We start from the raw sequence: 25596 nt of genomic DNA, 5'->3' as shown, positions 1-25596 counted from the left end.
CGAGATCTGGCCGCATCGGCGCGACCTGCCGCCGACTATATCGCTTAAGTCACGCGAGCTGAAGGGTCATGAGAAGACGGTGGATCAGAAATGCCGCCCCCGGCCAGGCGGGAGCGGCATTTCTGATCCAGACCAGTCCAGGTCAGAGGTTCACGTCTCCCACGAGGTTGACCTTGATGCCCATGCCGGCGAACATCGCGGCCTTCGCGATGAGAGCCTTGTCGGCGGTCTCGGCATCCGGCGCGTAGACGGTCTGCGCGTGGTTCGCCTTGTGCCGGGCCATGAACTGGTCGCGCGAGATGCCGTGCAGCACCACGTGCGCGATGGGCCACTCCGGGTTCGTGGCGTCCTTGCGGCGCTTCGTCTCCTCGGCCGGCAGCTCGACGACCGACGCGCGGAAGATGTCGGCCTGCAGGATGCCGTCGGCGATGAACACCCGCGACAGCACGATCTCGCCCGGCTTCGAGACGCCGTTGATCGTCGCGCCACCCGCCGGGAAGAACACGTGGCCCTGGCGCCAGCCCTCGGCGTTCTGCCAGCCGCCGAGGTGCGAGGCCGGCACCGAGCCCGAGATCTCGTAGACCCAGACGAACTGGCCGTCGAAGTCCTCACCCCAGCGCACGTCGTGCAGGGTGTTGTCGGGCACGAGTCCCATCGCGCGCCAGACCCGGTCGGTGACCAGCGCGTCGACCGCGACACCCTCGTCGGCCTCGTTGAAGTGCGGGAACGCACGGCCCTCGTGCAGCACGCGCGAGCCGTCGCGCGAGGTCACCGGCGGACGCTCGGTCGAGTTCAGCATGCCCTCGGCCAGGTCGGATGCCGGGACGAGGTCCTTGAGACCCTGCTGGTACTGGATGCCGACCGCGTCGAGGCCGAAGTCGTCCGCGATGCGGAGGGCGGCGATGTACATCTTCATCTGCCACTGCACCTGCTCGCGGGTGAGTTCGGTGGCGGCATCCTCGCCGTAGACGAAGGTCATGCCCTTGTCGGTCAGCCAGGTGTAGGCGGCATCCGCCTCGTCCTCCGACACGTTCAGCATCTCGGCGTACAGCGCCGACTGCGACAGGCGCTCCTTGTAGATGCCGGTCTTGTTCAGCAGCTCGTCGTCGAAGATGGCGTTGTACATGCCCATGCAGCCCTCGTCGAAGACGCCGATGATGGCCTTCTCCGCCAACAGTTCTGCGGCGAGCGCCTCGCCCAGCTGCTTCTCCGGGCTGTCGGGCAGCTCGGGCAGGGCGCGCACGTGCGAGCCGTCGTGCGTGATCGAGCCGGTCTCGGTCCACTCCTTGATACCGGCCTTGAACCAGTCGTCGGTGAAATCGACCGACCAGATCGAGGCGTACGGCTTGTCCATCTTCGTGAGCCCCGCGTTGAGCCCGAGCAGCCCGACGAGCCCCGGCCAGTCGCCGGCGAAGTTCGCGACCGTGAGGATCGGCCCCCGGTGCGTGCGGAGTCCGGCGAGCACGTGGTGCGAGTACTGCCACACGGCCTCGGCCACGATGAGCGGAGCATCCGTCGGGATGTTCTTGAAGACCTCGAGGCCCATGCGCTGGCTCGAGATGAACCCGTGGCCGGTGGTGGGATCGACCTCATTGGCGCGGATGACCGTCCACCCGAGGCCCTCGAACACGCCGGTGACGCCCGCCTCGAGCTCGACCTGCACCGGCCAGCCGCCCGTGTTGGCCGCTTCGCGCAGGTCACCGGAGGCGATCAGGTACGCGGTCTGGGGCGCGGATGCCGGGCGGGATGCCGGTGTCGGCAGGGTGTAGGTGGTCATGATGCCTCCGGTGTCGTGGTCGTGCTGAGGGGGAAACGCTGGGTGGTCGAGCCGGGCGACGAGTCGCCCGCGCCGAGTCGGATGCCGCGACCGATGGTCCGGCCGTGCAGCTGCAGTTCGGCGATGTCGAGATCGCCGCCGTCGAGGTGGAGGGTCAGGGCGTCGCCGTCGATCTCGACGCGTCCCCAGCCGGTGCCGGTGGTGAAGAGGAACCGGTCGGTCGCTGAGCGTCCACCCTGGGTCGCTGAGCCTGTCGAAGCGCCGCCGACCGGCGCGAACGACAGCACGCCCGACGGCGCATCCCACTGCGCGCCGGTCGCGCCGAGCAGCAGCGCCCAGGAGGCGAGCGAGCGGGCGTAGTGGTTGCCGCACTCGATCTCGTTCCACGGGCTGCGGTGCTCACCGTCGTAGCGGGCGCGCAGTGTGCGTTCGACGAGCAGCGCGTCGTCGTAGCGGCCGGCGAAGAGGAGGGATGCCGCGACCTGGTGCTCCACGCCCGTCCACACCTCGTCGGAGTACACGAACGGGATCGCGGGTCGCCCGCCGTTCGGCCAGGAGGCGAGCAGCAGTCCGCCCTCGTCGTTCAGCGCGTACACCCGCTGGGTGCTCTCATGGGTGGACAGGTCGTCGCGGTGGTTGTGGGCGACGATTGCGGCGAGCGCGGAGTCGACCCGCTCAGCGGGGAGGATGTGCCCCAGCCCGTTCACGGAGGCGTGGAACTGTCCGAGCAGCTGATCGGACAGCACGCCGTCGCCGTACTGGTACCGGTGCGCGTCGGCGTCGTCGATCACCTGACGGTAGTACTCGCCGTTCCAGAGCGTCTCGTCCATCGCGGCCGCGACGTGGTCGGCTCTGGCCGCCCAGTCGCGCGCGCGTTCCGGCTCACCGAGGTGCTGCGCCATCCGGGTGCCGGCGCGGAGGGCGGCGAGGTAGACACCGTTCGCGAGCGGCTCGGCGCCGTGGAACTCGATGTCGTAGGTGTTGTGCATCTCGCCGTCGAGCAGCCCGTCGCCGTCGCGATCCCACTCGCGGATCGCGTAGTCGAGGGTGCGGGATGCCGCGGGCCACAGCTCGCGCAGGAAGTCGTCGTCCCCGCTGAACCGCCACTCCCGGAGCAGCCGCAGCAGGGTTCCGAGCTGCCCGTCGACCGCCGGAGCCATGAACCAGGACGGCCCGCCGAAGATGCGGTTGCCGCGGAACTTCTGCGCGCCGGCCTCATCGGTCTCGAGCAGGTACTCGACCCGGCGCGCGCTGCGCTCGAGCGAAGGGAACAGCCAGGCCAGGGTCTGCGCGTACGACCAGACGTGCGTGCAGGTGCCCTCGCACGATCCGCCGTGGTCGAAGGATCCTTCCCAGGCCGCGAACACCGGCCCGTCGCCGAGTCCCGGATTCGGCGACTCGAGGACGAATCCGGTGGTCGAGCGGGCGGCGGCGATGTTCGCCCCGATCGCGTCGATGAGCACGGGGTCGAGGCTGCTGCCATACAGCGCCTCGACGAACGCGTCGGTCGCGGACTCGAGCGTGGGCAGGTGGGTGTGCAGGTGCGTCGCCGCCGCCCAGGCATCGGGCCAGAGGGTCGCGTAGTGGTTGCGGACGATGGGGGACAGCGGGCCGTCGGCGGGAGGATCCGCGCCCTTCGACAGGCTCAGGGACCCATCGGCATTCATCGGTGTTTCTTGAATGATGTGCCCGTGCCAGCCGCGCCTCCGGTTGGGGAAGCTCCACGACAGCATGAACTCGAAGTCGCGCGACTCGCCGGGGGCGAGGGTGTGCACGATGCCGAGGGAGCCCGTACGCAGCCGCGGGAGCTTCGCGAGCATCTCCTCCTCGGTGAGCGGCGCAGCATCCGGATCGGCGTCGAGCTCGGCGAACAGCCCGCGCGGGCGATCCTCCAGTGTGAGCCGTGGCTCGGGCGCGAGCAGCCCGTCGTCGGTGAGGTCGTTCCAGAACAGTCGGGCGCCATCCGGCCAGTAGCTCGTGACCCACTGCGGTTTGACCGTGGTGGCGGCATCCGTCGTCGTCAGGCTCAGCGTGCCGTAGCCCGGGTCGTCCTCGGGGAGGTCGATGCCGAAGTCGAGACCGCGCACGTCTGCGTCTTCACGCCACCGCACGGTCTGGGTCGCGCGCATGCCCCAGGGCGCGTCCGGTCCTGGCGTGCCGCGACCGGCGGTGTGCGAGACGCTGCCGACCACGGTCACGGCGACCGGCACCGTGCCGGGGTTCGTCACGCGGTATCGCAGCACCGCGCTCGGGATGCCGGATGCGTCGGCGTCGAGCGGCACGAGCGGGGTGAAGGCGTGTAGCGAGACGTCGACCGGCAGAATCGCGTCGGTGAAATCGACGTCGACGACGGGATACTCGCCGTGCAGGGTCGCGCCGTCGAGCCGCGGAAGGCCCGCCAGCTGATCGAATGCATAACCCGCGTCGGCATCGTGGCGGCCGGTGAGCTTCGCTTCGAGCACCCGGGTCACGGGTGTGCCGCCTTCGGGGCGGGCGTGGATCGCGAAGAAGGAGTGCGGGTTGCGGCGCCCCTTGTCGGGCAGGTTCTCGAACTCCCAGTCGCGCAGCTCGCCGCGCGCGCCGATCGAGACGTTGCCGGTGCCGACGCCGCCGAGGGGAAAGGCCGTGGGCTGTGAGGTGTGCGGGATGCCGCGTGCGCGCCGGGTCATGCGGCTGCCTTTCGCTGATCTGCTGGTTCGCGCTGCTCTGCTGGTTCGCGCTGCTGTGCTGGTTCGCGCTGCTCTGCGGCGAGCTCGTGCACGACATCCTTCGACCCCTCGTACAGTCGCACGTATCGGTCGAACAGGACGTCGTGGAAGTCGCGCAGCGCAGCATCCGGCTGGATGGTCTCGGTGATCGGATTCCAGGACGTGATCGCGGGTGCCTCTCCTGCCTCGGCGATCGCGGTCGCTGCAAGGAAGGCAGCGCCGTAACTCGCGCCGATGGTCGTCTGCGGCACCTCCTGCACGAGTCCCGTGACATCCGAGACGATCTGCAGCCAGAGCCGCCCCTGGGTGCCGCCGCCGACCGCGACGATCCGGCGGATGTCGGCACCGGCCGCGCGCATCGTCTCGACGTTGTGGCGCACGCCGAGAGCCGTCGCCTCGAGGGCGGCGCGGTAGAGGTCGCCGCGCGTGTGGTCGAGGGTGAGGCCCGCAATGACGCCGCGAGCGTCGGGATCCTGAATCGGGGTGCGCTCGCCCGCGAAGTACGGCAGCACCAGCAGACCGCGCGCTCCCGGCCCCGACTTCTCGGCGTCCTCGAGGAGTTCCGGGTAATCGGCGCCGGTCAGGTCCTTCAGCCAGGCCGTCAGCGCTCCCGAGGTCGAGAGGCCGCCGGCGAGGTTGCGGGTGCCGGCGAAGGCTCCGGCGGTGGTCCACATCGAGGGGGTGCGCAGCGTCTCCTCCCCCGTGACCACGAGGAACATCGTGGTCCCGTACATGAGCATCAGATCGCCGGCCTCGTGCGCGCCGACGCTGACCGCCTCGGTCCACGCGTCGATCGTGCCGATGATCACGGGGGTGCCGACAGCAAGGCCGGTGGCGGATGCCGCATCAGCGGTCACTTCACCGGCGCGGTCGCCGGCCCAGCCGAGTGCCGGCTGCTCGATCGCCCCCGCGTACTCCGCCCACCAGGGCTCATGCCAGTGTTCGCCCTCGATGTCGTAGAGCGGTGAGACCTGGCTCGCGGACTGGTGGTCGAGCACGTAGGCCCCGGTGAGCTTGCGAGCGAGCCAGCTGGCCGGCATGAACAGGCGACGGGCGCGGGCCATGGCCTCCGGCTCCTCGTCCGCGATCCAGGCGATCTTCGGGCCGCCCGCCTGCGAGGTGAGGGTCGAGCCGCCGACCCGGGTGATCGCGTCGGTTCCGAGCTCGGCGGTCAGCCGCGCGATCTGGGCCGTCGACCGCGTGTCGACGCCGTAGAGGATGGCCGGGCGCACCGGCTCATCGTGCTCGTCGGCGAGGAGGATGCACGGTCCCATGCCGCTGACGCCGACACCCGCGATCTCGGCGTCCGGCGCGGCGGCGATCAGGTCGCGGGTGATCCACACGAACTCGTCCCACCAGACCCGCGCGTCCATCTCCACCCAGCCGCTGCGCGGCCGACTGACCTCGTGCGCCCTGGTCACCGTCGCGACGATGACGCCGTCGTCGTCGACCAGCACACCTTTGCTGCTGGACGTGCCGATGTCCACCCCGAGGGTGCAGCGCATGGGCGTCCTCCTTGAAACCTGAAGCGCGGAATCTGAAACCTGATCGTCACTGTACGCGAAATCGATTTCATGTCGCAAGGTCGCTGCAGAGTTCATCTGCACAATCCGGGTCAGTCGAGGGTTCTCCACTGATCGCGCGATCGGCGCCGCCCACCACCGGAATACCGTGACAATCTGGCCTTTCCCTCGCAGACTGGAGCCATGGAGTTGACCGAACCGCAGGTGTGGACGCTGATCGCAGTCTTCGCCGCCATCATGATCGGGGCGATCACGCTGCTGCTGCGTCAGAACGATCGGATCATCACGTCGGTCCGCAACGAGAACGCCGCGCGCTTCGACAGTCTCGAGGCGCGATTCGACGGCCTCAGGGAGGGAATCGACGCCCGCTTCGAGGGGTCCGCTGCCCGATTCGACGGCTTCCGAGAGGCCGTCGATGCGCGATTCGACGGCTTGAACGGAATCCTGGAGGTGAAGTTCGACGCCATGGATGCCCGATTCGACGCCATGGACACGAAGTTCACCGAGCGCCTGGGATCGATCGACCGCAGGCTCGAAGACCTCGACAAGGAGGTCGCGAACCTGGCGACGCGTTTCTGGAAGTCCTCCTGACGGAAGACCCCGTCAGACGCGCTGCGTGCTCGCGGGCTGCACCTCGTTGCGCAGCACGACCGTACGCGCCGGCTGCTTGTCGCCCTTGATCCGCTCCAGCAGCATCCGTGCCGCCGTGACGCCCATGTGCCGCGCCGGCAGCCGCACGACCGTCACGGCGTTCGGCGACAGAGTGGTGAACGGCAGCGAGCCGATCACGGCGACTCCCACTTGCGGCGGCGTCAGTCCGTGCTCGGTGAGCACCTGGATCGCACCGACCCCGATGAGGTTGTTGCCCGCCACGACGGCATCCGGCGGGTCCGCCAGCGCGAGGAGCTCCTCCATCGCCGCACGGCCGCCGTCCACACGGAACGTCGCGAAGCGTTCCAGAGAGTCCAGGTCGAGGTCGGGCTGAGCGGCACCGAGCGCTGATCGCCAGCCGGCCGCGCGTTCCGCCGCCGTGTCGATGTGCTCGGGCCCGCCGATGTAGGCGATACGGCGGTATCCGGCGTCGATCAGATCCTTCGTCGCCGACATTCCCGCCGCCCGATTCGCCATCACGACGCCGTCGATGTCGTACGTCGTGCTGCGGTCGACCGCCACGACCGGACGTCCTGTGGCGAGGATGCTGTCGAGGTTGGAGTGCTCTTCGGCGGTGGCGATGATGATGCCCGACATGTGCTCGGCGATCGCGATCCGAAGATACGTCGCCTCCTTCTCCATCTGCGAGTCGGAGTTGCAGAGCACGACGGAATAGCCGGCCTCGGACGCGACATCCTCGACGCCGCGGGCCATCTCGGTGAAGTACGGGTTCTCGATGTCGGGGATGACGAGCGCGATGACCTCGGAGCTCTGTCGACGCAACGACCGGGCGGTGCGATTCGGCGTGAAGCTCAGCTGTGCCGCGGCATCGCGGACAGCGGCGACCTTCTCGTCCGACACGCTCGTGCCGTTGAAGACACGCGAGACCGTCGCGGGAGAGACCCCCGCGAGTTCTGCGACGTCGTAGATCGTGGCCATGTGTCCTCGCTGCCTGCCCGGTTGCGCCGGACGTGCAGCAACAGTATCGCGGAGGAACACGATCTATGGAGTTCTCGGCTGAAATCGATTACATTGGCGGCCATGACTTCTGCATCATCTGATCTGGCCTCCCTCGCTGCCCTGCGCTCCGTGCAGACGCGATCGATCTCCCCGGAGAACTTCGACGGATCCGCTGGGGGCGGAGGCCGGGCGACCGAGGGCACGGGCGCAGCGAACGCGCGTGACCTCGGCCCCGGCTGGAAGATCTCCCCCAGCATCGACATCAAGGCGGGCGACACGTTCGACCTGGCGAACATCGAGGGCGCCGGCAAGATCACGCATATCTGGATCACGACGCACACCGACAACTGGCGCACGCTTTTGCTCCGCGCCTACTGGGACGGCTCCGAGGAACCTGCCGTCGAGGTCCCGTACGGCGACTTCTTCTGCAACGGATGGGGCGTGTTCGCTCAGGTGAACTCGCAGACCATCGCAGCCAACCCGCACGGCGGATTCAACTCGTACTGGCCGATGCCGTTCAAGGACGGCGCCCGGCTGACCATCGAGAACACCTCGGTCGTCGATGTGCGCGTCTACTACCAGGTGACCTATGAGATCGGCGCGGACTACTCGAACGACGCGTACTTCCACGCCCAGTGGCGGCGGTCGAATCCGCTCGAGGACCGCACCCCGCACGTCATCCTCGAGGGCATCGAAGGTCAGGGCCAGTACGTCGGTACCTACATCGCGTGGGGTGTGAACTCGAACGGCTGGTGGGGCGAGGGCGAGATCAAGTTCTACCTCGACGACGACACCGACTATCCGACGATCGCAGGCACCGGCACCGAGGACTACTTCGGCGGCGCCTGGAACTTCGACATCCCCGGCCAGGGCTACACCGAGTTCTCGACGCCCTACCTCGGGATGCCGCAGGTGATCCGACCCGACGGGCTCTACGTGAGTCAGCAGCGCTTCGGCATGTACCGCTGGCACCTGCTCGACCCGATCCACTTCGCCACCGGCATCCCGAAGGTCGACATCCAGGCGCTCGGCTGGCGCAGCGGATGGCGCTACCTGCCGCTGCGCGACGACATCGCCTCGACCGCGATGTTCTACCTCGACCGTCCGACCGCGCGTCGCCCGAAGACGCCGACCGCCGACGACCTGGAGGTCCACCTAGGAACCGCTCCGGTGCCGGACATCGGCTCGACGCCGCCGCGGGCTCCTCAGGACTGACATGTCCGAGTGGCTGGTCACGACGATCGACGAGGTGCGGCTCCGGCCGCTCGGCATCGGCGACGTGGCCAGCCTCCGCAAAGTGGTCGCCGACAATCGTGCCCACCTCACCGCCGGGGGAGACTACGGCGATCTGGTCACCCTTGATCACGCCGGACTCGCTGACAGGCTCGTCCGCGACGATACGGCCGGATTTCTCTTCGGCATCTTCGAGGATAACCGGCTCCAGGGCGTCGTGAGCCTGGTGCCCGTCGACCCGCCACGGTACGGATGCGGGTACTGGCTTGCGGAGGAGGCCACTGGTCGCGGTCTCGCGACGGCATCGCTTCGCGCGCTCATCGACCATGCCCACCGCGCAGTCGGCGCGACCGAGATCTTCGCCGGCATCTCGCACGGCAACGTCCGCAGCGAGGCGGTGCTCTCGAGAGCCGGTTTCGCTCCCGTCGAGGTGTTCTCCTCCTACACGAGGTATCGGCTCGCACGGAAACCGTAGTTCTGACACTGACATCCCGCCGCGCGCGGGCGACACAAGGAGATGGCAATGGCGCCTCTGAAGAGACGACGACTCGCGGCCGGTGCCGCATTGGCTTCGCTGGTGGTGGTCGTGGCGAGCGCGGCCGTCTCGGCACCCGCGATCGCGACGACCGCGTCGACGCCGGTCACGGTGGTCGAGAAGCTCACCGGACCCGACGCCCCGAACAACACCTGGGGCCGGTGGGACATCAAGGCCACCGACCTCGGCATCATGTGGGACGACGGCGACGGCCATGTGTTGACGGCGTTCGGTGACACGTTCGGCAACTCGTGGACCGGTCCCGGCGGCGGCGCCCCGCCCAACGGCAACTGGCGCAGCAACGTGCTGGTGCGCTCGAGTGACGCGGATCTCTCCGACGGGATGCTGTTCGACTGGGCGGCGCAGGCACCCCAGGGTGTGGCGAAGGAGATCATCCCGTCGAAGAAGATCAACGGCGACGAGATCACCGTGATCCCGACGGCCGGCATCTCGGTGGGCGACCGGCAGTACCTCGGATTCATGTCGGTGAAGCAGTGGGGCCCGCCCGGGATGTGGGACACGAACCACGCCGGCATCGCCTACTCCGACGACGGCGGGGCGAACTGGACCGTGTCGGACACCCGGTGGGAGAACCCCGACGGCGACGACCCGTTCCAGATGCAGTCCTACGTGCAGAAGGGCGGCACCATCTACGTCTTCGGCACGCAGAACGGGCGCAACGGCCCGGTCTCGGTCGCCAAGGTCCCCGCGAAGAAGCTGCTCGACAAGTCCCAGTACCGCTACTGGGACGGCCGCAAGTGGAGCAAGAAAGAAGCGGATGCCGCTCCCGTCATCGATGCGCCGATGAGCGAGGTCTCGGTGCAGTACGACGCACACAGCAAGCGGTTCCTGCTGATGACGCTGTCCGGCGAGGACATCGTGCTGCACACCGCGAAGAACCCCGAGGGCCCGTGGAGCCCGGCGCAGACGGTCGCGAGCTCGACCGACTATCCGGCGCTGTACGGCGGCTACTTCCATCCGTGGAACAAGGACGGCGAGATCTACTTCGCGATGTCGCAGTGGAACCCGTACAACGTGTACCTGATGCACATGCGGCTCGACAAGCACGGGATGATCGTCGACCCGAACCTGATCGTCGACCCGAGCTTCGAACGGTCGGATGCGGTCGGCACCGGAGCGGACGGCACCTGGGGCGCCAAGCCCAACTCGGGCATCGACACGGCGCCGGGCGGCGGATTCACCGGCGACCGGAACATCTTCGTGCGGTACAACTCGGGGTGGCGCGACATCTGGCAGGACGTCGCGGTCGAGCCGAACACCTCGTACCGGCTGACCGGATTCCTCCGCACGTCGACGAACAGCGACAACGGCTACTTCGGGGTGCGTGAGCTCGACGGCACCGTGCTCGGCGAGGCGCACTTCGTCTCGGTCGGCGCGTGGACGCGCTTCACGGTCGACGTCGACACGGGCGCGAACGACCAGGTGCAGGTGTTCGGCGGGGTGTGGACGAACAGCGGCGACATCTGGTTGCAGCTCGACGACGTCGCCCTGGTCCGGTCGCCCTAACCTGGATCGGTGAGCACCCCGCACCGCGTCTTCTCGTACGGAACCCTTCGACAGGCCGAGGTGCAGCGCGCGCTGTACGGCCGCGAGGTGCCGACGACCGTCGACTCGCTTCCCGGGTACCGCCTGGATTGGCTGCTGATCACCGACCCGCTCGTCATCGCGACGAGCGGGTCGGACCGGCATCCGATCCTTCGGCGAGGAACGGAGACGGATGCCGTCGACGGCGCCTGCCTCGAGCTCTCGGACACCGAGCTCCAGGCCACCGACGATTACGAGGTCGACGACTACGGCCGTCGAGAGGTGACGCTCACCTCCGGCCGCACTGCGTGGGCGTACCTCGAGGTCAGCTGAGCCAGGCCGGGGCGCGTCCGCGCAGCAGCGCGCCGTCGAGCGAGAACCGTCCCGCACCGGTCAGGGCAAGGGCGAGAGCCGCGACGCCGAGGACCGCCACGAACTCGTAGCCGCCCTCTCCGACCCAGAGGCCCGCGGGGAGGTGCACGGCGACGAGCGCGACGGCCATGTCGACCGTGAGCAGGATGCCGACGGGGCGCGTGAGGAAGCCGAGAATCAGCAGGATGCCGCCGATCAGCTCGACGAACGCGACGACGGGTGCGGCGAGCTCGGGCAGCGGGATGCCCATGTCGGCGAAGCTGCCGATGGTGCCGGGAATGGTGAACTCGAAGATCTTCTGCGCGCCGTGTGCGGCGAAGACGGCGCCGACGACGACGCGCAGGACGAGGAGTCCCAGAGAGACGGCGGGAGAGGGGGCTTTGGTGTTCGTCATCGGAGGTCGATCCTTCGTGGCAGGACACCCGCGCGAGCGCGGAGCAGGGGCTTTCCCTGCTCTCACGCTAGGAAGCCGACTTTTCCGTCTCCTGAGTGCGCGGCTGTATGCCAGGCCCGCAGCTCGGGCGCGAGCTCCGGCCCGGGACCGTCGCCCGCGCCCGCGACGACCAGCGACGTGAGGCGTCCGTTGAGCCGGATGAGGGTCGTGAAGCTGGGGCGGTAGCCGAGTCCCGCCAACCGCTCCGGGATGCCGAGCTTCTCGTCGGCCAGCACGCAGAGGCGCCCTCCGCGCAGTGCCGGCCGGGCCGCGCGCCAGACTGCGTCGAGGGATGCCGCTGCTCCGCCGGCCGCATGCACGGCGTTGTTCCAGGGCGGGTTGGTGAGGACGACCGACGGTTCGACCTCCTGCCAGGAGATCAGCGCGGCATCCGCGACGCGGAAGTCCACGTCCACCCCTGCGCGGCCGGCGTTCTGCCGCGCGTTGTCCACGCGGACCGGATCGAGGTCACTGGCCCCGAAGACGATGCCCGGATGCTGCAGCGCGGTCTCGATGGCGATCGTCCCGTCACCGCAGAACGGGTCGTAGACGCGATCGTCGGAGGTCACGCCCGCGATGGTGGCGAGCGCCGCCGCGGCCGGCGGGTGGAGGGTGCCCGGCCCCGTCGCCTGCTTGTACGGGCGCCGATGCAGAGGCGCCGCGGTCAGCCGCACCGCCACCACGGCAGACCCGTCCTGCACGAACACCCGCACCGTGAGATCCGGCCGATCCGCCGACGCGAAGCCCTCCGCCGTGCGCGCGAGGTGCGTACCCCCGAGCTGCGGGGCGAGTGCGGCGCCGGCCGCGTTCTCGACGTCGAACCGGTTGTAGCGGTGGGCGCCGTCGATGCTCGCGACCACGTCGAAGAAGAACCCGTCCGGGATCGTCCGCACACTCCGCAGCTCGGCCAGCACCGGCTCCCAGTCGAGGCGTTGCATCCGGCTCGCCAGGTCGGCGACCGCATCCTTCGTCGATCCGACACCGTCGATCGTCGAGACCACGCAGAAAATGTCGTCGACGGGCTGGAGCTGAAGCAGGGCCGCGTCGAGGATCGGGTACTCGAAGGTCACCTCGCGCGGCGCCATCCGGATGCTCGTCGCGTCCGGCAGTCGTCGCTCGATCTCGGCGGCGGCGACCCATTCCAGGCCCCGCAGCGTGCGAGCTGTCAGCTTCACGTCGTCTCCGTCCCGCAGCAAGCCTACGGGCGTGACGCGCTCCTCTCGCGACCCCTACACGAGCCCCTGCACCCGGAACTGCTCGGAGTGGTAGACGCTGTTGTTCCCGGTGTGCCACTGGCTCACGCTGAGGTGCAGATCCGACAGGGTCGACCCGGGGATGATGTAGCCGCCGTACAGCTGCGCGACGTGCGAAGCATCCTCCTGGTTCCACTCGCTCCCGTACAGCAGCGTGGTCTTCGTCGCCGTATAGAGGTTGTCGGTCGGGGTGTTCAGCACCATCGCGTCGATCCGGTACGCCGGGGCGTTGAACCACGTGAGGATCCACTTGCCGCCGAGCGGACGCAGGCACATCTCGCCGAACCCGCCGGAGAGCACTTCGGTCACCGGCTTGCCCCAGCCCCAGGATCCGTTCGCGAAGCCCCACGGCTGGTAGGCCGAGAGCGTGGTCATGTTGTTCGACGGCACCCGGTAGAGCACGATGCCCTTGTCTCGCTGGAAGCCGGTGCCGTAGATGTACACGTAGCCGTCGCTGCCGAGGCCCCACGTGATGCACTGGAACTTGCCGCCGGCCATGTTCGCCGGGAACTGCAGACCGGTGTGCTGCCAGGTGGCGCCGTTGTCGTCCGACTTCCACAGCTCCGTCCAGCGCACGGCCCCGAAGGCCGGGCCGTTCACGATCGCGTGCAGATACATCCGCGATCCGATCGTGATCACGTCCGAGGGGATGACCGTCGTGAAGTAGGCGTCATGCGGGTAGTACCAGAGCTGCGGAGCCACACCCTGCGTGTTCGCGCCCGCCCCGCCGGAGCCGTTGAAGGTCACTCCGGCCGCGAGGTTCGTGGTCGACGAGTACAGCGCGACCGGGGAGCGCCAGTTCGCGCCGCCGACGTGGTCGGCCCACGTGTCGCCGAACAGGAACAGCATCCGCCCGTCCGGCGTTCGTGCGGGGATGCCGAGATCCGTCGCCCCGATGCCGTACTGCGAGGGACTCTGCGTGCCCGCGAGCACCTTGATTCTCGACACGGTCAGGCCGGCGGCCGACGCCGGCGCCGGCACCGCGGTCGCGGCGAAGAAGGACGCTCCCACCACCGCCGCGCCCTGGAGCACTCCCCGGCGACTGATCTTCGGTCCGTACGTGTTCTCGGTCTTCATCGACCTCTCCTCTCGGTACCGCTTACTTGAGTCCCGCCATCTTGATGTTGCCGATGATCTGGCGCTGGAAGATCAGGAACAGGATGATCACCGGTGCCGCGGCCAGCACGGAGCCGGCCATCAGCAGCCCGAGCTCGGTGCTGCGCTCGGAGCGGAACGTCGCGAGGTACTGCTGCAGCACGAAGCGCTCGGGCGAGGTGATCGTCAGGATCGGCCAGACGTACGAGTTCCAGTAGCCGAGGAAGGCCGTGATGCCCATCACCACGAACGGCGGCTTCGACAGCGGCAGGAAGATGCGCACGAAGATGCCGAACCGGCCGCAGCCGTCGAGCATCGCCGCCTCCTCGAGGCTCTTCGGGATGTTCAGGTAGAACTGCCGGATGAAGAAGACCATGCCGGCGCTCGCAAGACCGGGGATGACCAGCACGCTGAGGGTGTCGAGCATCGACAGCCGGGTGACGACGATGAAGCTCGTGAGCAGGATGGTCATGCCCGGGATGAACATCGTGGTGATGACGATCACCCAGATGATCCCCTTGAACCGGAAGTCCAGCCGCGCGAAGGCGTAGGCCGCGAGCGAGTTCACCGCGAGGCTTCCCACCGTGAACAGCACGGCTCCCATGAACGTCCACGCGAGCGTCTGCAGAAACGTCGGGTCGGCGAGGATCTGCGCGTAGTTCTGCCACAGCCACACCTCGGGGAAGAACTGGAACGGCGTCTCGACGACCTCGGTCTTGGACTTGAAGCCGGCGATGATCATCCAGGCGAGCGGGAACAGCGAGGCGATCACGAAGATCGCGCCGAGGATCACCTTGCCGAGAACGAGGAGCCAGCCGCCGGCGGTGCGCGGTGCCTTGCGCTGCGCCCGCGGCTCCTTGCCGGCGAGGACGATGCGGGTGGTGTCCTGCATGACGACCATCTCAGTCGACCAGCCTCTCGGAGTTGACGAACTTGAACACCAGCGCCGAGATGGTTCCCAGCACCACGAACAGCAGCAGCGCGGCCGCGATCGAATAGCCGACGTTCACGTCGTTGCGGAAGTGGTTGAAGATGAAGAGGTTCGGCAGGGTCGTCGAGTCGAGCGGACCGCCCTGCGTCATCACGAGCGGGAGCTCGAACTGCTGGATCGCCGCGACGAACCCGGTGATGAGCAGGTAGAGCATCACGTTCTTCATCTGCGGGATCGTGATGTACGCCGTCTTCTGCCCCCAGTTCGCGCCTTCCATCGCGGCCGCCTCGTAGTACTCGGTCGGGATGTCGACCATCGCGGCGACCATGATCAGGGAGGTGAGCCCCATCCCGAGCCAGATGGCCGGGACGGCGACGGCGAGCAGCGCCCACTTCGGGTCACCGATCCACGCGATCGGCTCGACGCCGAACACCCCGAGGAACGCGTTCAGCAGACCGCCGGAGTAGTTGTAGATCAGCACGAAGATGATCGACGTGATCACCGCGGAGATGATCGTCGGGATGTAGATGCTGACCTTCAGCACGCTCGCGGCCCGGCGCGACACCGCCACCACGAGACTGGCGAACAGGAAGGCCAGGATCAGCATCGGCGGGACCGTCATCAGCACGAACAGGAAGCCGCGCCCGATCGTCGCGATGAACAGCGGGTCCTTCAGCACGTTGGCGTAGTTGCGGATGCCGACGAACTCCGGATCCTTGTAGAAGCTCCAGTCCTGGAACGAGAGGAACCCGGCGTAGATCGCCGGCCAGATCACGAAGATCCCCAGCAGCACCACCAGCGGGACCAGGAACCAGTAGGCGGTCCTGTTGTCGCGGTACTTGTACCGGTTCTGTCTCTGCCGGATCTCCCGGCGTTCCTGCACAGCCTGACTGGCCATTTCCACCTCGTCGCGATCTCAGGGTGCGACGCTGTTCGGGGACCGGATGGGCCCGGCCCCCGAACAGCGAGCGATATCAGTTCTTGGGCGCCTTGTCGGGCAGCCCGTCACGGTCGATGACCGTCTGGATCGCGGCGTTGGCCGTCTTGATCGCGTCGTCAGGCGACGCCGAGCCCTTCATCACGGACTCCATGGCGGTGCCGACGGCGAGGTTGACGTCCCACGGGTAGGTCGCACCCGCGATCGCGTCCGGCGCGATGTCGTCGACGATGATGCTCGACCACGGGGCGTCTGCGGCCTCCTGGCTGGCGGCGACGGCATCCTGCACCGACTGGCGGACCGGCACCTTGGTGAACTGCGTGTCGACGAAGAACGGCACGAGGTTCTCCGGGTCGCCCGCGATCGACCACTCGAGGAACTTCCCTGCGGCCTCCGCGTTCTTGCTCTTGGCGTCGACCACCCAGGTGAAGTTGCCCATCGTGGTGGCGGTGCGGCCGTCGGCATCCGAGGCGTTCGGGAATGCGCCGACGCCGGTCTTCGAGAGCAGGTCGGGGTAGTCCGAGCCGATCTCCGACATCATCCAGGAGCCGGAGACCTTGAACGCCACCTTCTGCTGGCCGAAGTCCTCACCGGCGACGTACGCGGCGAGGGGCTGCTTCGGCATGTAGCCCTTGTCCCACAGCACCTTGTACTGCTCCATCAGCGACCGGTAGCCGTCGTTGTCGATGTCGGGCGCCGCCCAGTCATCGGTCAGGGCGAGGTGGCCGGCGAAGTTGTACTGCTGCCCGACCGTCGACCAGGCGAAGGTCACGGCGTCCTGCGCCGGGGAGATGCAGTACTGCCCGTCGCCGAGCGTCGGCTGGATCTTCGCGCAGGCGTCGAGCAGGTCGTCCCAGGTCTCGGGAGCGGCAGCCGAGTCGACACCGGCGGCGTCGAGCATGTCGGTGTTCCAGAACAGCACGGTCTGCGGCTCGAGCAGGAGCGGGTAGGCGTAGTGCTTGCCGCCGACCTCGGAGATCGACGTCGCGTTGTCCAGGATCTGGCGGAGGGCGTCTTCCGAGACGATCGAGTCGAGCTCGTGCACCGAGCCCGCGTTGACCAGGTCGAGCAGGTTCGCCGAGCTCGTGTAGACGTCGGGAGCCTTGCCGGCGGCCTGCGCGGCCTTCATCTTCTGGTCCCACGCGTCGGCCGGCACCTCGGTGTCGACGACCTTGATCTCGTCCTGGGACTTGTTGAACTCCTTGACGATGTTGGCGTACCACTCGTTCTCGGCGGGCGTGAAGTTGCGGTGCCAGAACTGGATGGTGGTGACGCCGTCTTCGCCGCCGTCCCCTCCGGCCGTTCCACCGGGGGTGCCGGCGCCGCAGGCGGCGAGCATCGCGCCGACCGTGAGGGCGCCGAGAGCGGCGACCGCGGTGCGGCGGGTTCGGGTGGTGATTCTCATTTGTTCCTCCTCAGGGAACGGACTCCTCGTCGAGTCGGTGCTGTGTGCTCGGCTGTTGCCGAAGACCACCGGCCGGGCCGATCGATCCTCAGTGACCGGGTAGCGCCAGAGTAGGCGAAATCGATTTCATGCGCAAGGGAAAAGCATGGGTCATGTTACTCAGCCCGCTGGAGATCGGCCGAGAACCAGAACACGTTGTACGGGTCCCACAGGGAGAGCGAGAAGTGGATCCGGCGGCCGTCCTCCGTGACATAGCGCGGATTCAAGTACGGCGAGTAGAGGCCGGGATAGTCCGCGCCCGGCACGAGCTCGATCGGATCGCCCCACGGTCCCCACGGCGTGATCCCCTCGCGGATGTAGGCGCTGCCGGCATCCGAATACGTCATGATCCACCGCTCGAGATAGGTCGACCACATCACCGAGAGCTCGCCGATCGTACCCTCGACGATCGTCTCGGCGTCGGCGAGATCGTCGCTCCAGCGCGGGTTCTCGCCGTCGATCCCGGCGAAGTACGAGTAGGCGCCCTGGTCTTCGACGGCCTTCTCGGTGGCGGGCACGCGCATCAGCTGCACGCCGCCGAACCGCCCGGACGGGATCGACCAGAAGTAGATCCAGTCCTGTCCGCCCTCGCTCACCTGCGCGGTCGCGAACTGGACGAAGTTCGAGTCACCGGGCCACTCGACGCCCTCCACCGGAGACCAGCTCTCGCCGTCGTCGCGCGAGACGATGAGCGCGGAACGGTTCGCATCCCAGGCGCCCGGCTCGCCCCAGAACTTCACCGACATGTACGACACGTAGATCGTCTCGCCGATCGCGAAGCCGTAGGTGGGGATGTTCGTCACCTCGCCGCCTGCTCCGTTGGCGTCGTGATCGCCCTCGATGAGCGGGGCGGCCAGACCGATGTCGTCTTCCACCCAGCCCTCGAAGTCGATGCCGTCGGTCGGATCGTCATCGGTGGTCCAGGCGGCGACGTTCGATCGCCAGAACTCGCCCTGCCCGCCGATGGAGTCGGGATCCCGCTCCCCGAATGTGTCGCCGAACAGGAAGAACGTCTTCTCGCCGACGTTCACCATCGACCCGAGATCCGTGCCGGCGACGGAGACGGATGCCGTGTCGTTCATGGCGTCGGGGCCGGTGAGTTGCGCGATCTCGGTGACGTCGGTCACCCCCGTCAGCACGAACGGCTTGTCCGGATCGGGATCGACCTCGGGACTGCCACCGGTTGCGCACCCGGCGAGGCCGAGAGCCAGGACGACGGATGCCGCGACGAGGGCGCGACGGGATGAGGGGGTGCGTCGGTGCATGGGATCGAATCTAGCGAAATCGATTTCATCGCACTAGGGTCATGGTCATGTCCCTCTCCCCCGCTGCCGGATGGCTCCGACCATCCGGTGCTCCTGCCGCCGAGTCCCGCTGGGGTCATGTCGACGGCATCCAGGTCGGAATCCCGCCGATCCCCGGCCCGCGCGGGCTGCTGCGGGTGTTCACGCCCTACCTCGACCATCCGCGCGAGCGCCTGGTCAACTTCATCGCCGTGGAGCCGATCCCGGTCGGCGCGACGGCTCGGGGCTTCTCCGAGCTCGAGCCCAGCACCCTCGATCCCAGCGAGCGCGGTAAGCGGTTCTGGTCGGCGGATGCGTCGGATGCCGCCGAGCGCGGTGCGACTTCCGCGCCGGCCGCCGGGGTCATCGAGACCGTCGACGGCGTCGAGACCCTCACGGTATGGATCGGCGTGGAGCGGTTCGACAACGGCGCTGACGTGCGGGTTCGGCTTCGGTTCTTCGCCGACCGCCCGCACGAGGTCGAACTCGCGGGGTTCACGAACGCGGCATCCGTCCCGCTCTCGCACCTGATCCTCACCGCGACCATGGGCAACTGGGCGCGGCTGCGCCGCCTGCACCTCGCCGACCGGGTCGTCACCCCCGCAGAGCTCTGGCCCGGGTTCACCGGCACGGCGTTCACCGAGCACGGACGCTTCCCGTTGGCCGACCTGACGCGCGACGGCGACGCTGCGATCGTAAGTGCGACCGGAGACGAGCTCGACCCGACCGCGGTCGAGTACTCGGCGGATACCGCCCCGCATTGGCGGTTCCTCGGACGTCGTGCGGTGCAGACCTGGCGCGTCGACGACCCGCACCCCGAACTCGAGGCCGTCGTCAACGCCCGCTGGTCCTACTGGGCGAGCGCCTCACCCATCCCCGGCGGCCCCGCCTTCGAGAACTTCGAGATCGTCGAGCCGTTCCGGCAGGGGGCGGTGTTCCGGTTCTCGGTCGACGAGGTCTGAGCCTGCCGGACGACCGAGAAGACCGCGATCAGACGCTCCCGAGGTGTTTCCGCTCGAAGCGGCGCACGTGGTCGCGGAGCTCGTCATCTTCCGGGGTGCGCCCGCCGAAGCTTCCGTGCGGCATGGCCTCGAAGACGTGGAGTTCCACGGGAACGGCGGCGGCGAGAAGCTTGCGGTGCAGCCGCACCGTGTTGGAGAGGAAGAGGTCGCGCGTGCCGGACTGGAGGAACGTGGGCGGCCAGCCGGTCACGTCTCCGAACAGCGGTGACAGGTACGGATGCGCGAGATCTGCGCCCGCGGCGTAGAGCTCGTTCACGGTGCGCAGGGAGTCCAGCATGTCGATGCCCATCAGAGTGCGGAACGTGTCACCGGACTCCGTCAGGTCGACCTCGGGTGTGAGCAGGACGACGGCAGCGGGCAGGGGGAGACCTTCGTCCTCCGCTCGCAGCATCAGTGCGGCAGCCAGGTTTCCGCCCGCGCTCGTCCCGGAGACGACGATCTGCGATGCGGGGCGGTGTCTGAGCGCTGCGCGATAGACCGCGATGATGTCATCGAGCGCCGCGGGATACGGATGGCGCGGCGGCATCCGGTAGTCGGGCACCCAGGTGACACCGTCCCGTCCGGCCGCCGCGAGGGCGGACGTCATCCAGGCGAGGTCACCTCCACACTGGATCAGACCGCCGCCGTGCACATCGAGGAACAAGGGGCCTTCGTCCGCGACGCCGTCACGGGGGCGGATGCGGAACACTCGGACGTCGCCGATCAGATCGTCCTCGACGAGGAGCGAGCCGGCCGGTGGCAGACAGGCGACGAGCAGCTCTCTCGTGGCGGCATCCGCCTCTGCGATCAGCCGCTCCCACCCCTCCACATCGTCGAGAGGGATCGTACGGGACTCGACCGTGGTCGCCGCGGGCTGGCTGTCGAGGAACAGCCGCGCCTCTTCGCTGATGCCCTCTGGTGCGGGCGGACGGATCTGAAGTCGTCGCTCTGCGCTCACCCGTAGACCTTGAACTCGTAGAGGCTGCCGCCTTGGCCCTGCGTCCCGGTCAACGTGATGCGCACGTACCGCGCTGACACGGCGGTCGGGACGGTGTCGGTCCCGGGAGTCACGAACGCGGCGGTCCTGTCGGCGAACATCGACCAGGTCGTGCCGTTCGTGGAGTACTCGATCTTGTACTTCACGCCGCTGGCGCTCGGGAGATATGCCTGCGTCTCGGTGCGACCGATGGACTGCGCGCTTCCCAGATCGACCTGGAGCCACGAGGGATCAGGCAGGTCCGAGCCCTGCGCCCAACGAGTGGCCGCGCTCCCGTCGACCGCCTTGCTCGCGTCGTACGCGCCGGAGTAGATGCTCGAAGCCGTGGCGGCCTTGCCCTGCGAGAGCGGTGGCACCGGGGTGCCGTAGACCTTGAACTCATGGAGACTGCCGCCCTGGCCCTGCGTGCCAGTGAGGGTGATGCGCACATAGCGTCCGGTCGCCGCGGAGGAAGGGGCGTCGGTGCCCGGAACCGTCCAGGTCGCGGTGCGATCCACGAAGGTCGACCAGGTGCTGCCGTCCACCGAGTACTCGATCTTGTACTTGAGTGCCTTGCCTGTGTGCAGGTAGGGCACGGTCGTCGTGCTCGACAGCTGATACTGAGCGCCGAGGTCCACTCGCAGCCACGAGGGGTCAGGCAGACCCGAGCCCTGGGCCCATCGCGTGGACGGGTCACCATCGACAGCCTTGCCTGGGTCATACGTCGCCGAGAACGTGCTCGAGGCCGTGGCGGGCTTGCCGGTGGAGAGCGCCGGCTCACCGGGGACGACCGCCGTGACTGCCACTCCGCTCACACCGGCGTTGTCGATCACCGCTTGCGCCGTGGCCGGCCAGGCACCGGACACCGATGTGTTCGCGGTGACGACGTTGCTGCCGCCGCCGGGGCTGGCGACCATTCCGGCGCGGAAGAAGTTCTGCGTCACGAGGGTGTCGTGCGGGTTCCAGTACCCGCCGGCTGAGGTGTTCACGAGCGCCCACTGGTTCGAGCTCGCCGCCTCGTTGCTCACGACGTTGTTCTTCACCATGATTCCGGCGGAGCCGTTGTCGAGGTACAGGCCGCCGAAGATGTGCTGGGCGCCGTAGGTGTAGTTGTCCACGATCTGCGAACCGAGCTGCGAGCCGAGGGTGTAGATCGCTCCGCCGTCCTGACGCTCCTTCATGAAGTCGTAGACGAGGTTGCCCCGGACCACGTTGTTCCCGGCGACCGGCGCTCCCAGGGTGTCTATGTATCCCCAGCCCCAGCCCATCGAGATCGCGGAGTAGGGGAGGTCGTGGAGCACATTGTTGCGCACATCCGAACCGCGTGTGTAGCCGAGGAAGATCCCGAGGTTGTCCCCGTACTCGACGCCGACCTTCGTGATGGTGTTCCGCGAGACGGTGTTGTCGCGCGTGATGAGTTGCGGGTTAGTGGGGTGATGATCCGCGATGTCGATTCCCCCGACATTGATGCCGTTGCCCGAGATGTCGGTGAAGGTGTTGCGGTCGATCGTGTTGCGTTGGCTCCCTGCACCGAACGCGAGTCCGGCGTTCGCCATGTGCGTGAAGGTGTTGTTCTTCACGGTCACGTCACGCGCCACGGTGAAGGTCACGCCGGCCGGTGTCATCGTTGAGTTGTTCCACCAGTCGCCGGAACCGCGATACACCGCCCCTCCCTGGAAGTCCGGGTACCCTGCGGCGGTGTTCGGAAGCGTCCAGCTGTCGTGGGCGAAGGTGAGGCCGTCGAAGGTCACATTGTGGATCGGGGTCGCCGCGGACCCGGACACCGCGACGAGGCCCTCCGTCCGTCCGGCGACCACCGGCGCAGTGGCGAGATTCTCACCGGCGCGCGGGATGTAGTACATCCAGTTCGCGCCGCGATCGAGATACCACTCCCCCTCCGTGTCGAGCAGTTCATACGCGTTCTCGATCCACGCCATCGAGCGCGAGGCCGTAGACGGCTGCGTGTTGCCGTCGTTCCAGCCCGCCGCATCCATCGTCATCGCCGTGCCGGTGATGCTCCCCACGCTGTATCGAGCCTGCTTCCAGCTCATGGTCGTGACGACCTCGATGTCGCTGACCGCTCCCCAACCGGCCATGCCGCTGTACACGCCGGAGGAGGGCACGGTGTATCCGGTCGACGTCAGGGTGAAAGCCGGGTTCCCCGTGCTGCGGGCCCTGATCGCTCGCTGCCCGCCGACGTAGAGCTGCCGGGTCTCGAGGCTCGCGCTCACGGGCGCGCGATGGATGTTCTTGGCCGCGTCGTGCACGGTGAACCCGGTGATCGTCTCGCCACCGCTGAGCACCGGGGTCTCACCCGGCGCGTTCCGGTAGATGATGTCGAACCCGTTGGTGCCTGAGTCATGGATCGTGGCGCTCTCTGTCAACGTGAACGTCGACGCGATCGGATACGTCCCACCCTTGAGGAGCACGACGATGTCGCCGGTCATATTCGTGTTCACGGTGCGGACCTTGTCGCGCGCACCGGTCAGCGAGCACGGACTCGCCGACGAGCACGTGGACCCGCTGCCCGTGGGTGCGGCGTAGTAGGTCGTCTGCACGACATGATCCGCCGCCGTCGCCGGCGAAGCCGTCACGAGCACCGACGCCCCGATCAGCATCAGCACGGTCGCAGCAGCCAGATTCTTCCTGAGTCCCATCGGGTTCTCCTGTCGGGTGTGCACGTCGCCGTTGACGTGTGCCGAACATCATCGTCCCGCCGCGTCAGGGAGCGAAGCGATCACCGCCAGAGAACACGAAGCCGGCGCGAGGACTCGCGATCGGATCCCGAGTTCGTCAGTGCGGGATGACCGCGCGGATCCTGCCGATGCCGTTCGCCAGATGCGCCTTCATCGCTTCGGCGGCCTCGGTCGCACGCCCCGCGCTGATCTCCTCGGCGATGGTGCGGTGCTCCTCCCAGGCCAGCCGTGCTGACGGCTGGTGCGTGTAGAGCGTGTAGGACTGCATGCGGGCGAGCACCTGTCCGAGGTGCTCTCCCACGATGGGGTTGCCGATGCACGACGCCACCGCCAGGTGGAACGCGACGTCGCGTTCGCCGAGCAGTCCGCTGGCCTCCTCGCTGATCGCTGCGTCGATGGTGGCCTCATCCGTGATCTCGAGCAGCTGCGCCGACTGCTCGTCGCTGCGGCGGACCGACGCCATGCCTGCGATGTTGGGCTCGACCATCGTCCGGTACTCGTAGAGCTGGCGGATCTGCTCGGAGTCCAGCAGCGGTGAGGCCATGAACCCGCGATAGGGCGTCTGGGTGACGAGTCCGTCGGCGACGAGGCGCGCGAGCGCCTGGCGCACCGGGGTGTTGGAGACATGGAGTTCGCGCGCGAGAGCATCCAGGTTCATCCGTGCGCCCGGGGCGATCCGCGCACTGACCAGTGCGTCTCGGAGCGTGCGGTACACGTCGTCGCTGAGCATGGGACGCGCGGCGACCCGCGGCAGCCGCGGGGTGTCGGGAGTTGTCATCGCGGGAAATCCGATTCTTGGGAGACGACGGCAATGTCGTGTTTCATGTGCGGTCGACCTTGACCGTTCGGAAGAGCTGAGCCGAATATGGGGTGATCGTACACGAAACTTCGTGTCGTGCATCCTCGACAAAGTCGTCGCTCCAAGGAGAAATCATGCGTGTTCACACCATGCCGAAGCGCTCCCGCTTCTTGCTCGCCGCTGCCTCGGCCGCTGTCGCCGCGCTCGCACTCAGCTCATGCGGCAGCACCCCCGAAGGCACCGAGAAGGGCGACGGCGAACTGCTGATCTGGACGGACTCGACCCGCCAGCCCGGGTTCGAGGAGTATCAGAAGCAGCACCCCGACGTGAAGCTGAAGATCGAGACCTACGACGCGGCCACGCTGCTGAGCAAGATCCAGCTCTTCAACCAGACCGGCGAAGGCTGGCCCGACGTGATCTTCGACGCCGTGCCCAACGAGATCGCCTCGCTGGCCAACCCGACGTTCGACTTCGCCGCACCGCTCGGCGAGCTGATCCCCGAGGACGTGCAGGACGGCTTCGGCGAGGCCAACAACGGCTGCACGATCGACGGCGAGCTCTACTGCCTCAAGAACGACCTGGCCCAGTCGGTGCTCTGGTACGACAAGACCCTGATGGACGAGTTCGGCTACGAGGTCCCCACCACGTGGGACGAATACGCGGAACTCGGCGAGCGCGTCGCTGCGGAGCACCCCGGATACATCATCGGCACCGCCGGCTTCTCGTTCGTCTACTACGACTTCTTCTGGTCGAGCGGATGCCCGATCCAGACGGTGACCGAGAAGCAGACGGTGCAGATCAACACCGAGGACGAGCGGTGCACGCGGGTCGCCGACCTGCTCGACCCGCTGATCGCGTCGGGCGTCGTGGCGAAGGCAGGCCCGTTCGACGCCGAGGTCTCCGAGCTCGGCAAGCAGGGGAAGATCCTGATGATGCCCGGCGCGAGCTGGTACGGCGACTTCGTGTTCAAGCCCGAGGCGTCGTATGCCCTTCCCGAAGGCCGACTCGCCGCTGCTGCCTACCCGCAGTGGGAGGGCGAGGACAAGGCGTGGTCGGGCGCGACCGGCGGCGGGATCTTCGTCGTCTCGAAGCACAGCGACGACAAGCAGGCCGCGGCCGACGTGATCGAGTGGATGACGACCGACCTCGACTACCAGGGAGCGGCCGCCACCTACCCGGCGTACGGCCCTGCGGCCGAGAAGTGGAGCGAGGCGAAGGCGACGGATCCGTTCTACGCGGAAGACCCGACGCCGGCGCTCGCCGCACAGGCGGAGCTCATCAACCCGGCCGAGTCGAACACCGCCTACAACGTCGAAGAGGCGTTCACGGCGACCGTGGTCAACGCGGTGCGCAGCGGGAACACGATCGCCTCGGCCCTTCCGGCCCTGCAGACCCAGCTGACACAGCTGGCGCAGTCCGTCGGATACATCGTGGAGAAATGACC

Annotated in this window: 21 protein-coding genes; 7 read left to right on the top strand and 14 right to left on the bottom strand. The window is 67.8% G+C overall.

From position 1 onward, the window contains the following. Positions 1-142: 142 nt before the first annotated feature. Genes QFZ21_RS14875 through QFZ21_RS14865 form a run of 3 tightly spaced genes read right to left on the bottom strand, consistent with a single transcriptional unit; the run spans position 143 to position 5990 of the window. Positions 143-1777 carry a fucose isomerase gene (locus QFZ21_RS14875; RefSeq protein WP_307379050.1) on the bottom strand — a complete coding sequence of 545 codons (1635 nt, stop codon included), beginning with the start codon at positions 1775-1777 and terminating at the stop codon, positions 143-145. Next, entirely contained in the window at positions 1774-4446 is a 2673-nt protein-coding gene (locus tag QFZ21_RS14870; protein WP_307379048.1) for a GH116 family glycosyl hydrolase, read from the bottom strand. Before QFZ21_RS14870 ends, QFZ21_RS14875 begins: the two co-directional genes overlap by 4 nt. Next, positions 4443-5990: an FGGY-family carbohydrate kinase gene (locus QFZ21_RS14865; RefSeq protein ID WP_307379047.1), complete on the bottom strand. Its 1548-nt coding sequence runs from the start codon at positions 5988-5990 to the stop codon at positions 4443-4445. Before QFZ21_RS14865 ends, QFZ21_RS14870 begins: the two co-directional genes overlap by 4 nt. A 201-nt stretch (positions 5991-6191) precedes the next feature. Between QFZ21_RS14865 and QFZ21_RS14860 the strand changes: the two genes are divergently transcribed. After that, a complete protein-coding gene (locus QFZ21_RS14860) occupies positions 6192-6599 on the top strand; it encodes a hypothetical protein (RefSeq protein WP_307379046.1) in 408 nt (135 codons plus the stop codon). 12 nt (positions 6600-6611) lie between these two features. Here the strand turns inward: QFZ21_RS14860 and QFZ21_RS14855 are convergent, their stop codons facing one another. After that, positions 6612-7598 (bottom strand): LacI family DNA-binding transcriptional regulator, encoded by a 987-nt coding sequence (locus QFZ21_RS14855; RefSeq protein WP_307379045.1) that lies wholly within the window; start codon positions 7596-7598, stop codon positions 6612-6614. 102 nt (positions 7599-7700) lie between these two features. Here QFZ21_RS14855 and QFZ21_RS14850 point away from each other — a divergent pair, with 102 nt between their 5' ends. Genes QFZ21_RS14850 through QFZ21_RS14835 form a run of 4 tightly spaced genes read left to right on the top strand, consistent with a single transcriptional unit; the run spans position 7701 to position 11265 of the window. Further along, the gene (locus QFZ21_RS14850) at positions 7701-8834 is read left to right on the top strand and encodes a glycoside hydrolase family 172 protein (protein WP_307379044.1); all 1134 of its coding nucleotides are present in this window, start codon (positions 7701-7703) and stop codon (positions 8832-8834) included. 1 nt (position 8835) lies between these two features. Beyond that, positions 8836-9327 carry a GNAT family N-acetyltransferase gene (locus QFZ21_RS14845; RefSeq protein ID WP_307379042.1) on the top strand — a complete coding sequence of 164 codons (492 nt, stop codon included), beginning with the start codon at positions 8836-8838 and terminating at the stop codon, positions 9325-9327. Positions 9328-9375: 48 nt separating this feature from the next. Next, positions 9376-10914: a DUF4185 domain-containing protein gene (locus QFZ21_RS14840; protein WP_307379041.1), complete on the top strand. Its 1539-nt coding sequence runs from the start codon at positions 9376-9378 to the stop codon at positions 10912-10914. A gap of 9 nt (positions 10915-10923) precedes the next feature. Beyond that, positions 10924-11265, top strand: coding sequence for a gamma-glutamylcyclotransferase family protein (locus tag QFZ21_RS14835; protein WP_307379040.1), 342 nt, complete (start codon positions 10924-10926; stop codon positions 11263-11265). Here the strand turns inward: QFZ21_RS14835 and QFZ21_RS14830 are convergent. The 7 genes from QFZ21_RS14830 to QFZ21_RS14800 form a co-directional block, all read right to left on the bottom strand. Next, positions 11258-11698, bottom strand: coding sequence for a DoxX family protein (locus QFZ21_RS14830; protein ID WP_307379039.1), 441 nt, complete (start codon positions 11696-11698; stop codon positions 11258-11260). The genes QFZ21_RS14835 and QFZ21_RS14830 overlap by 8 nt on opposite strands. 62 nt (positions 11699-11760) lie before the next feature. After that, positions 11761-12912, bottom strand: a complete 1152-nt coding sequence (locus tag QFZ21_RS14825; protein ID WP_307379038.1) for a methyltransferase — start codon at positions 12910-12912, stop codon at positions 11761-11763. A gap of 54 nt (positions 12913-12966) precedes the next feature. Further along, the gene (locus QFZ21_RS14820) at positions 12967-14067 is read right to left on the bottom strand and encodes a DUF4185 domain-containing protein (protein ID WP_307379037.1); all 1101 of its coding nucleotides are present in this window, start codon (positions 14065-14067) and stop codon (positions 12967-12969) included. Positions 14068-14089: 22 nt separating this feature from the next. Further along, positions 14090-14977: a carbohydrate ABC transporter permease gene (locus QFZ21_RS14815; protein WP_307379036.1), complete on the bottom strand. Its 888-nt coding sequence runs from the start codon at positions 14975-14977 to the stop codon at positions 14090-14092. Positions 14978-14987: 10 nt separating this feature from the next. Continuing rightward, positions 14988-15914, bottom strand: a complete 927-nt coding sequence (locus tag QFZ21_RS14810; RefSeq protein WP_307379034.1) for a carbohydrate ABC transporter permease — start codon at positions 15912-15914, stop codon at positions 14988-14990. A 76-nt stretch (positions 15915-15990) separates the two neighbouring features. Further along, positions 15991-17358, bottom strand: coding sequence for an extracellular solute-binding protein (locus QFZ21_RS14805; protein ID WP_307379033.1), 1368 nt, complete (start codon positions 17356-17358; stop codon positions 15991-15993). 155 nt (positions 17359-17513) lie between these two features. Then, positions 17514-18662 carry a DUF4185 domain-containing protein gene (locus QFZ21_RS14800; RefSeq protein WP_307379031.1) on the bottom strand — a complete coding sequence of 383 codons (1149 nt, stop codon included), beginning with the start codon at positions 18660-18662 and terminating at the stop codon, positions 17514-17516. Between the two features lie 47 nt (positions 18663-18709). Between QFZ21_RS14800 and QFZ21_RS14795 the strand changes: the two genes are divergently transcribed. Beyond that, positions 18710-19642, top strand: a complete 933-nt coding sequence (locus tag QFZ21_RS14795) for a hypothetical protein (RefSeq protein WP_307379029.1) — start codon at positions 18710-18712, stop codon at positions 19640-19642. A gap of 28 nt (positions 19643-19670) precedes the next feature. Here the strand turns inward: QFZ21_RS14795 and QFZ21_RS14790 are convergent, their stop codons facing one another. The 3 genes from QFZ21_RS14790 to QFZ21_RS14780 all read right to left on the bottom strand — a co-directional run bounded on the left by QFZ21_RS14790 (position 19671) and on the right by QFZ21_RS14780 (position 24131). Further along, on the bottom strand, positions 19671-20639 hold the full coding sequence (locus tag QFZ21_RS14790; protein ID WP_307379027.1) for an alpha/beta hydrolase: 969 nt from the start codon (positions 20637-20639) through the stop codon (positions 19671-19673). After that, positions 20636-23314 (bottom strand): discoidin domain-containing protein, encoded by a 2679-nt coding sequence (locus QFZ21_RS14785; RefSeq protein WP_307379026.1) that lies wholly within the window; start codon positions 23312-23314, stop codon positions 20636-20638. Before QFZ21_RS14785 ends, QFZ21_RS14790 begins: the two co-directional genes overlap by 4 nt. A gap of 136 nt (positions 23315-23450) precedes the next feature. Further along, the gene (locus QFZ21_RS14780) at positions 23451-24131 is read right to left on the bottom strand and encodes a GntR family transcriptional regulator (RefSeq protein ID WP_307379024.1); all 681 of its coding nucleotides are present in this window, start codon (positions 24129-24131) and stop codon (positions 23451-23453) included. A 155-nt stretch (positions 24132-24286) separates the two neighbouring features. Here QFZ21_RS14780 and QFZ21_RS14775 point away from each other — a divergent pair, with 155 nt between their 5' ends. Beyond that, positions 24287-25594 (top strand): ABC transporter substrate-binding protein, encoded by a 1308-nt coding sequence (locus QFZ21_RS14775; protein WP_307379023.1) that lies wholly within the window; start codon positions 24287-24289, stop codon positions 25592-25594. Positions 25595-25596 lie beyond the last annotated feature (2 nt).

The sequence above is a fragment of the Microbacterium sp. W4I20 genome (assembly GCF_030816505.1).
GTDB lineage: Bacteria > Actinomycetota > Actinomycetes > Actinomycetales > Microbacteriaceae > Microbacterium.
This window is presented reverse-complemented; position numbering and strand designations above follow the sequence as displayed.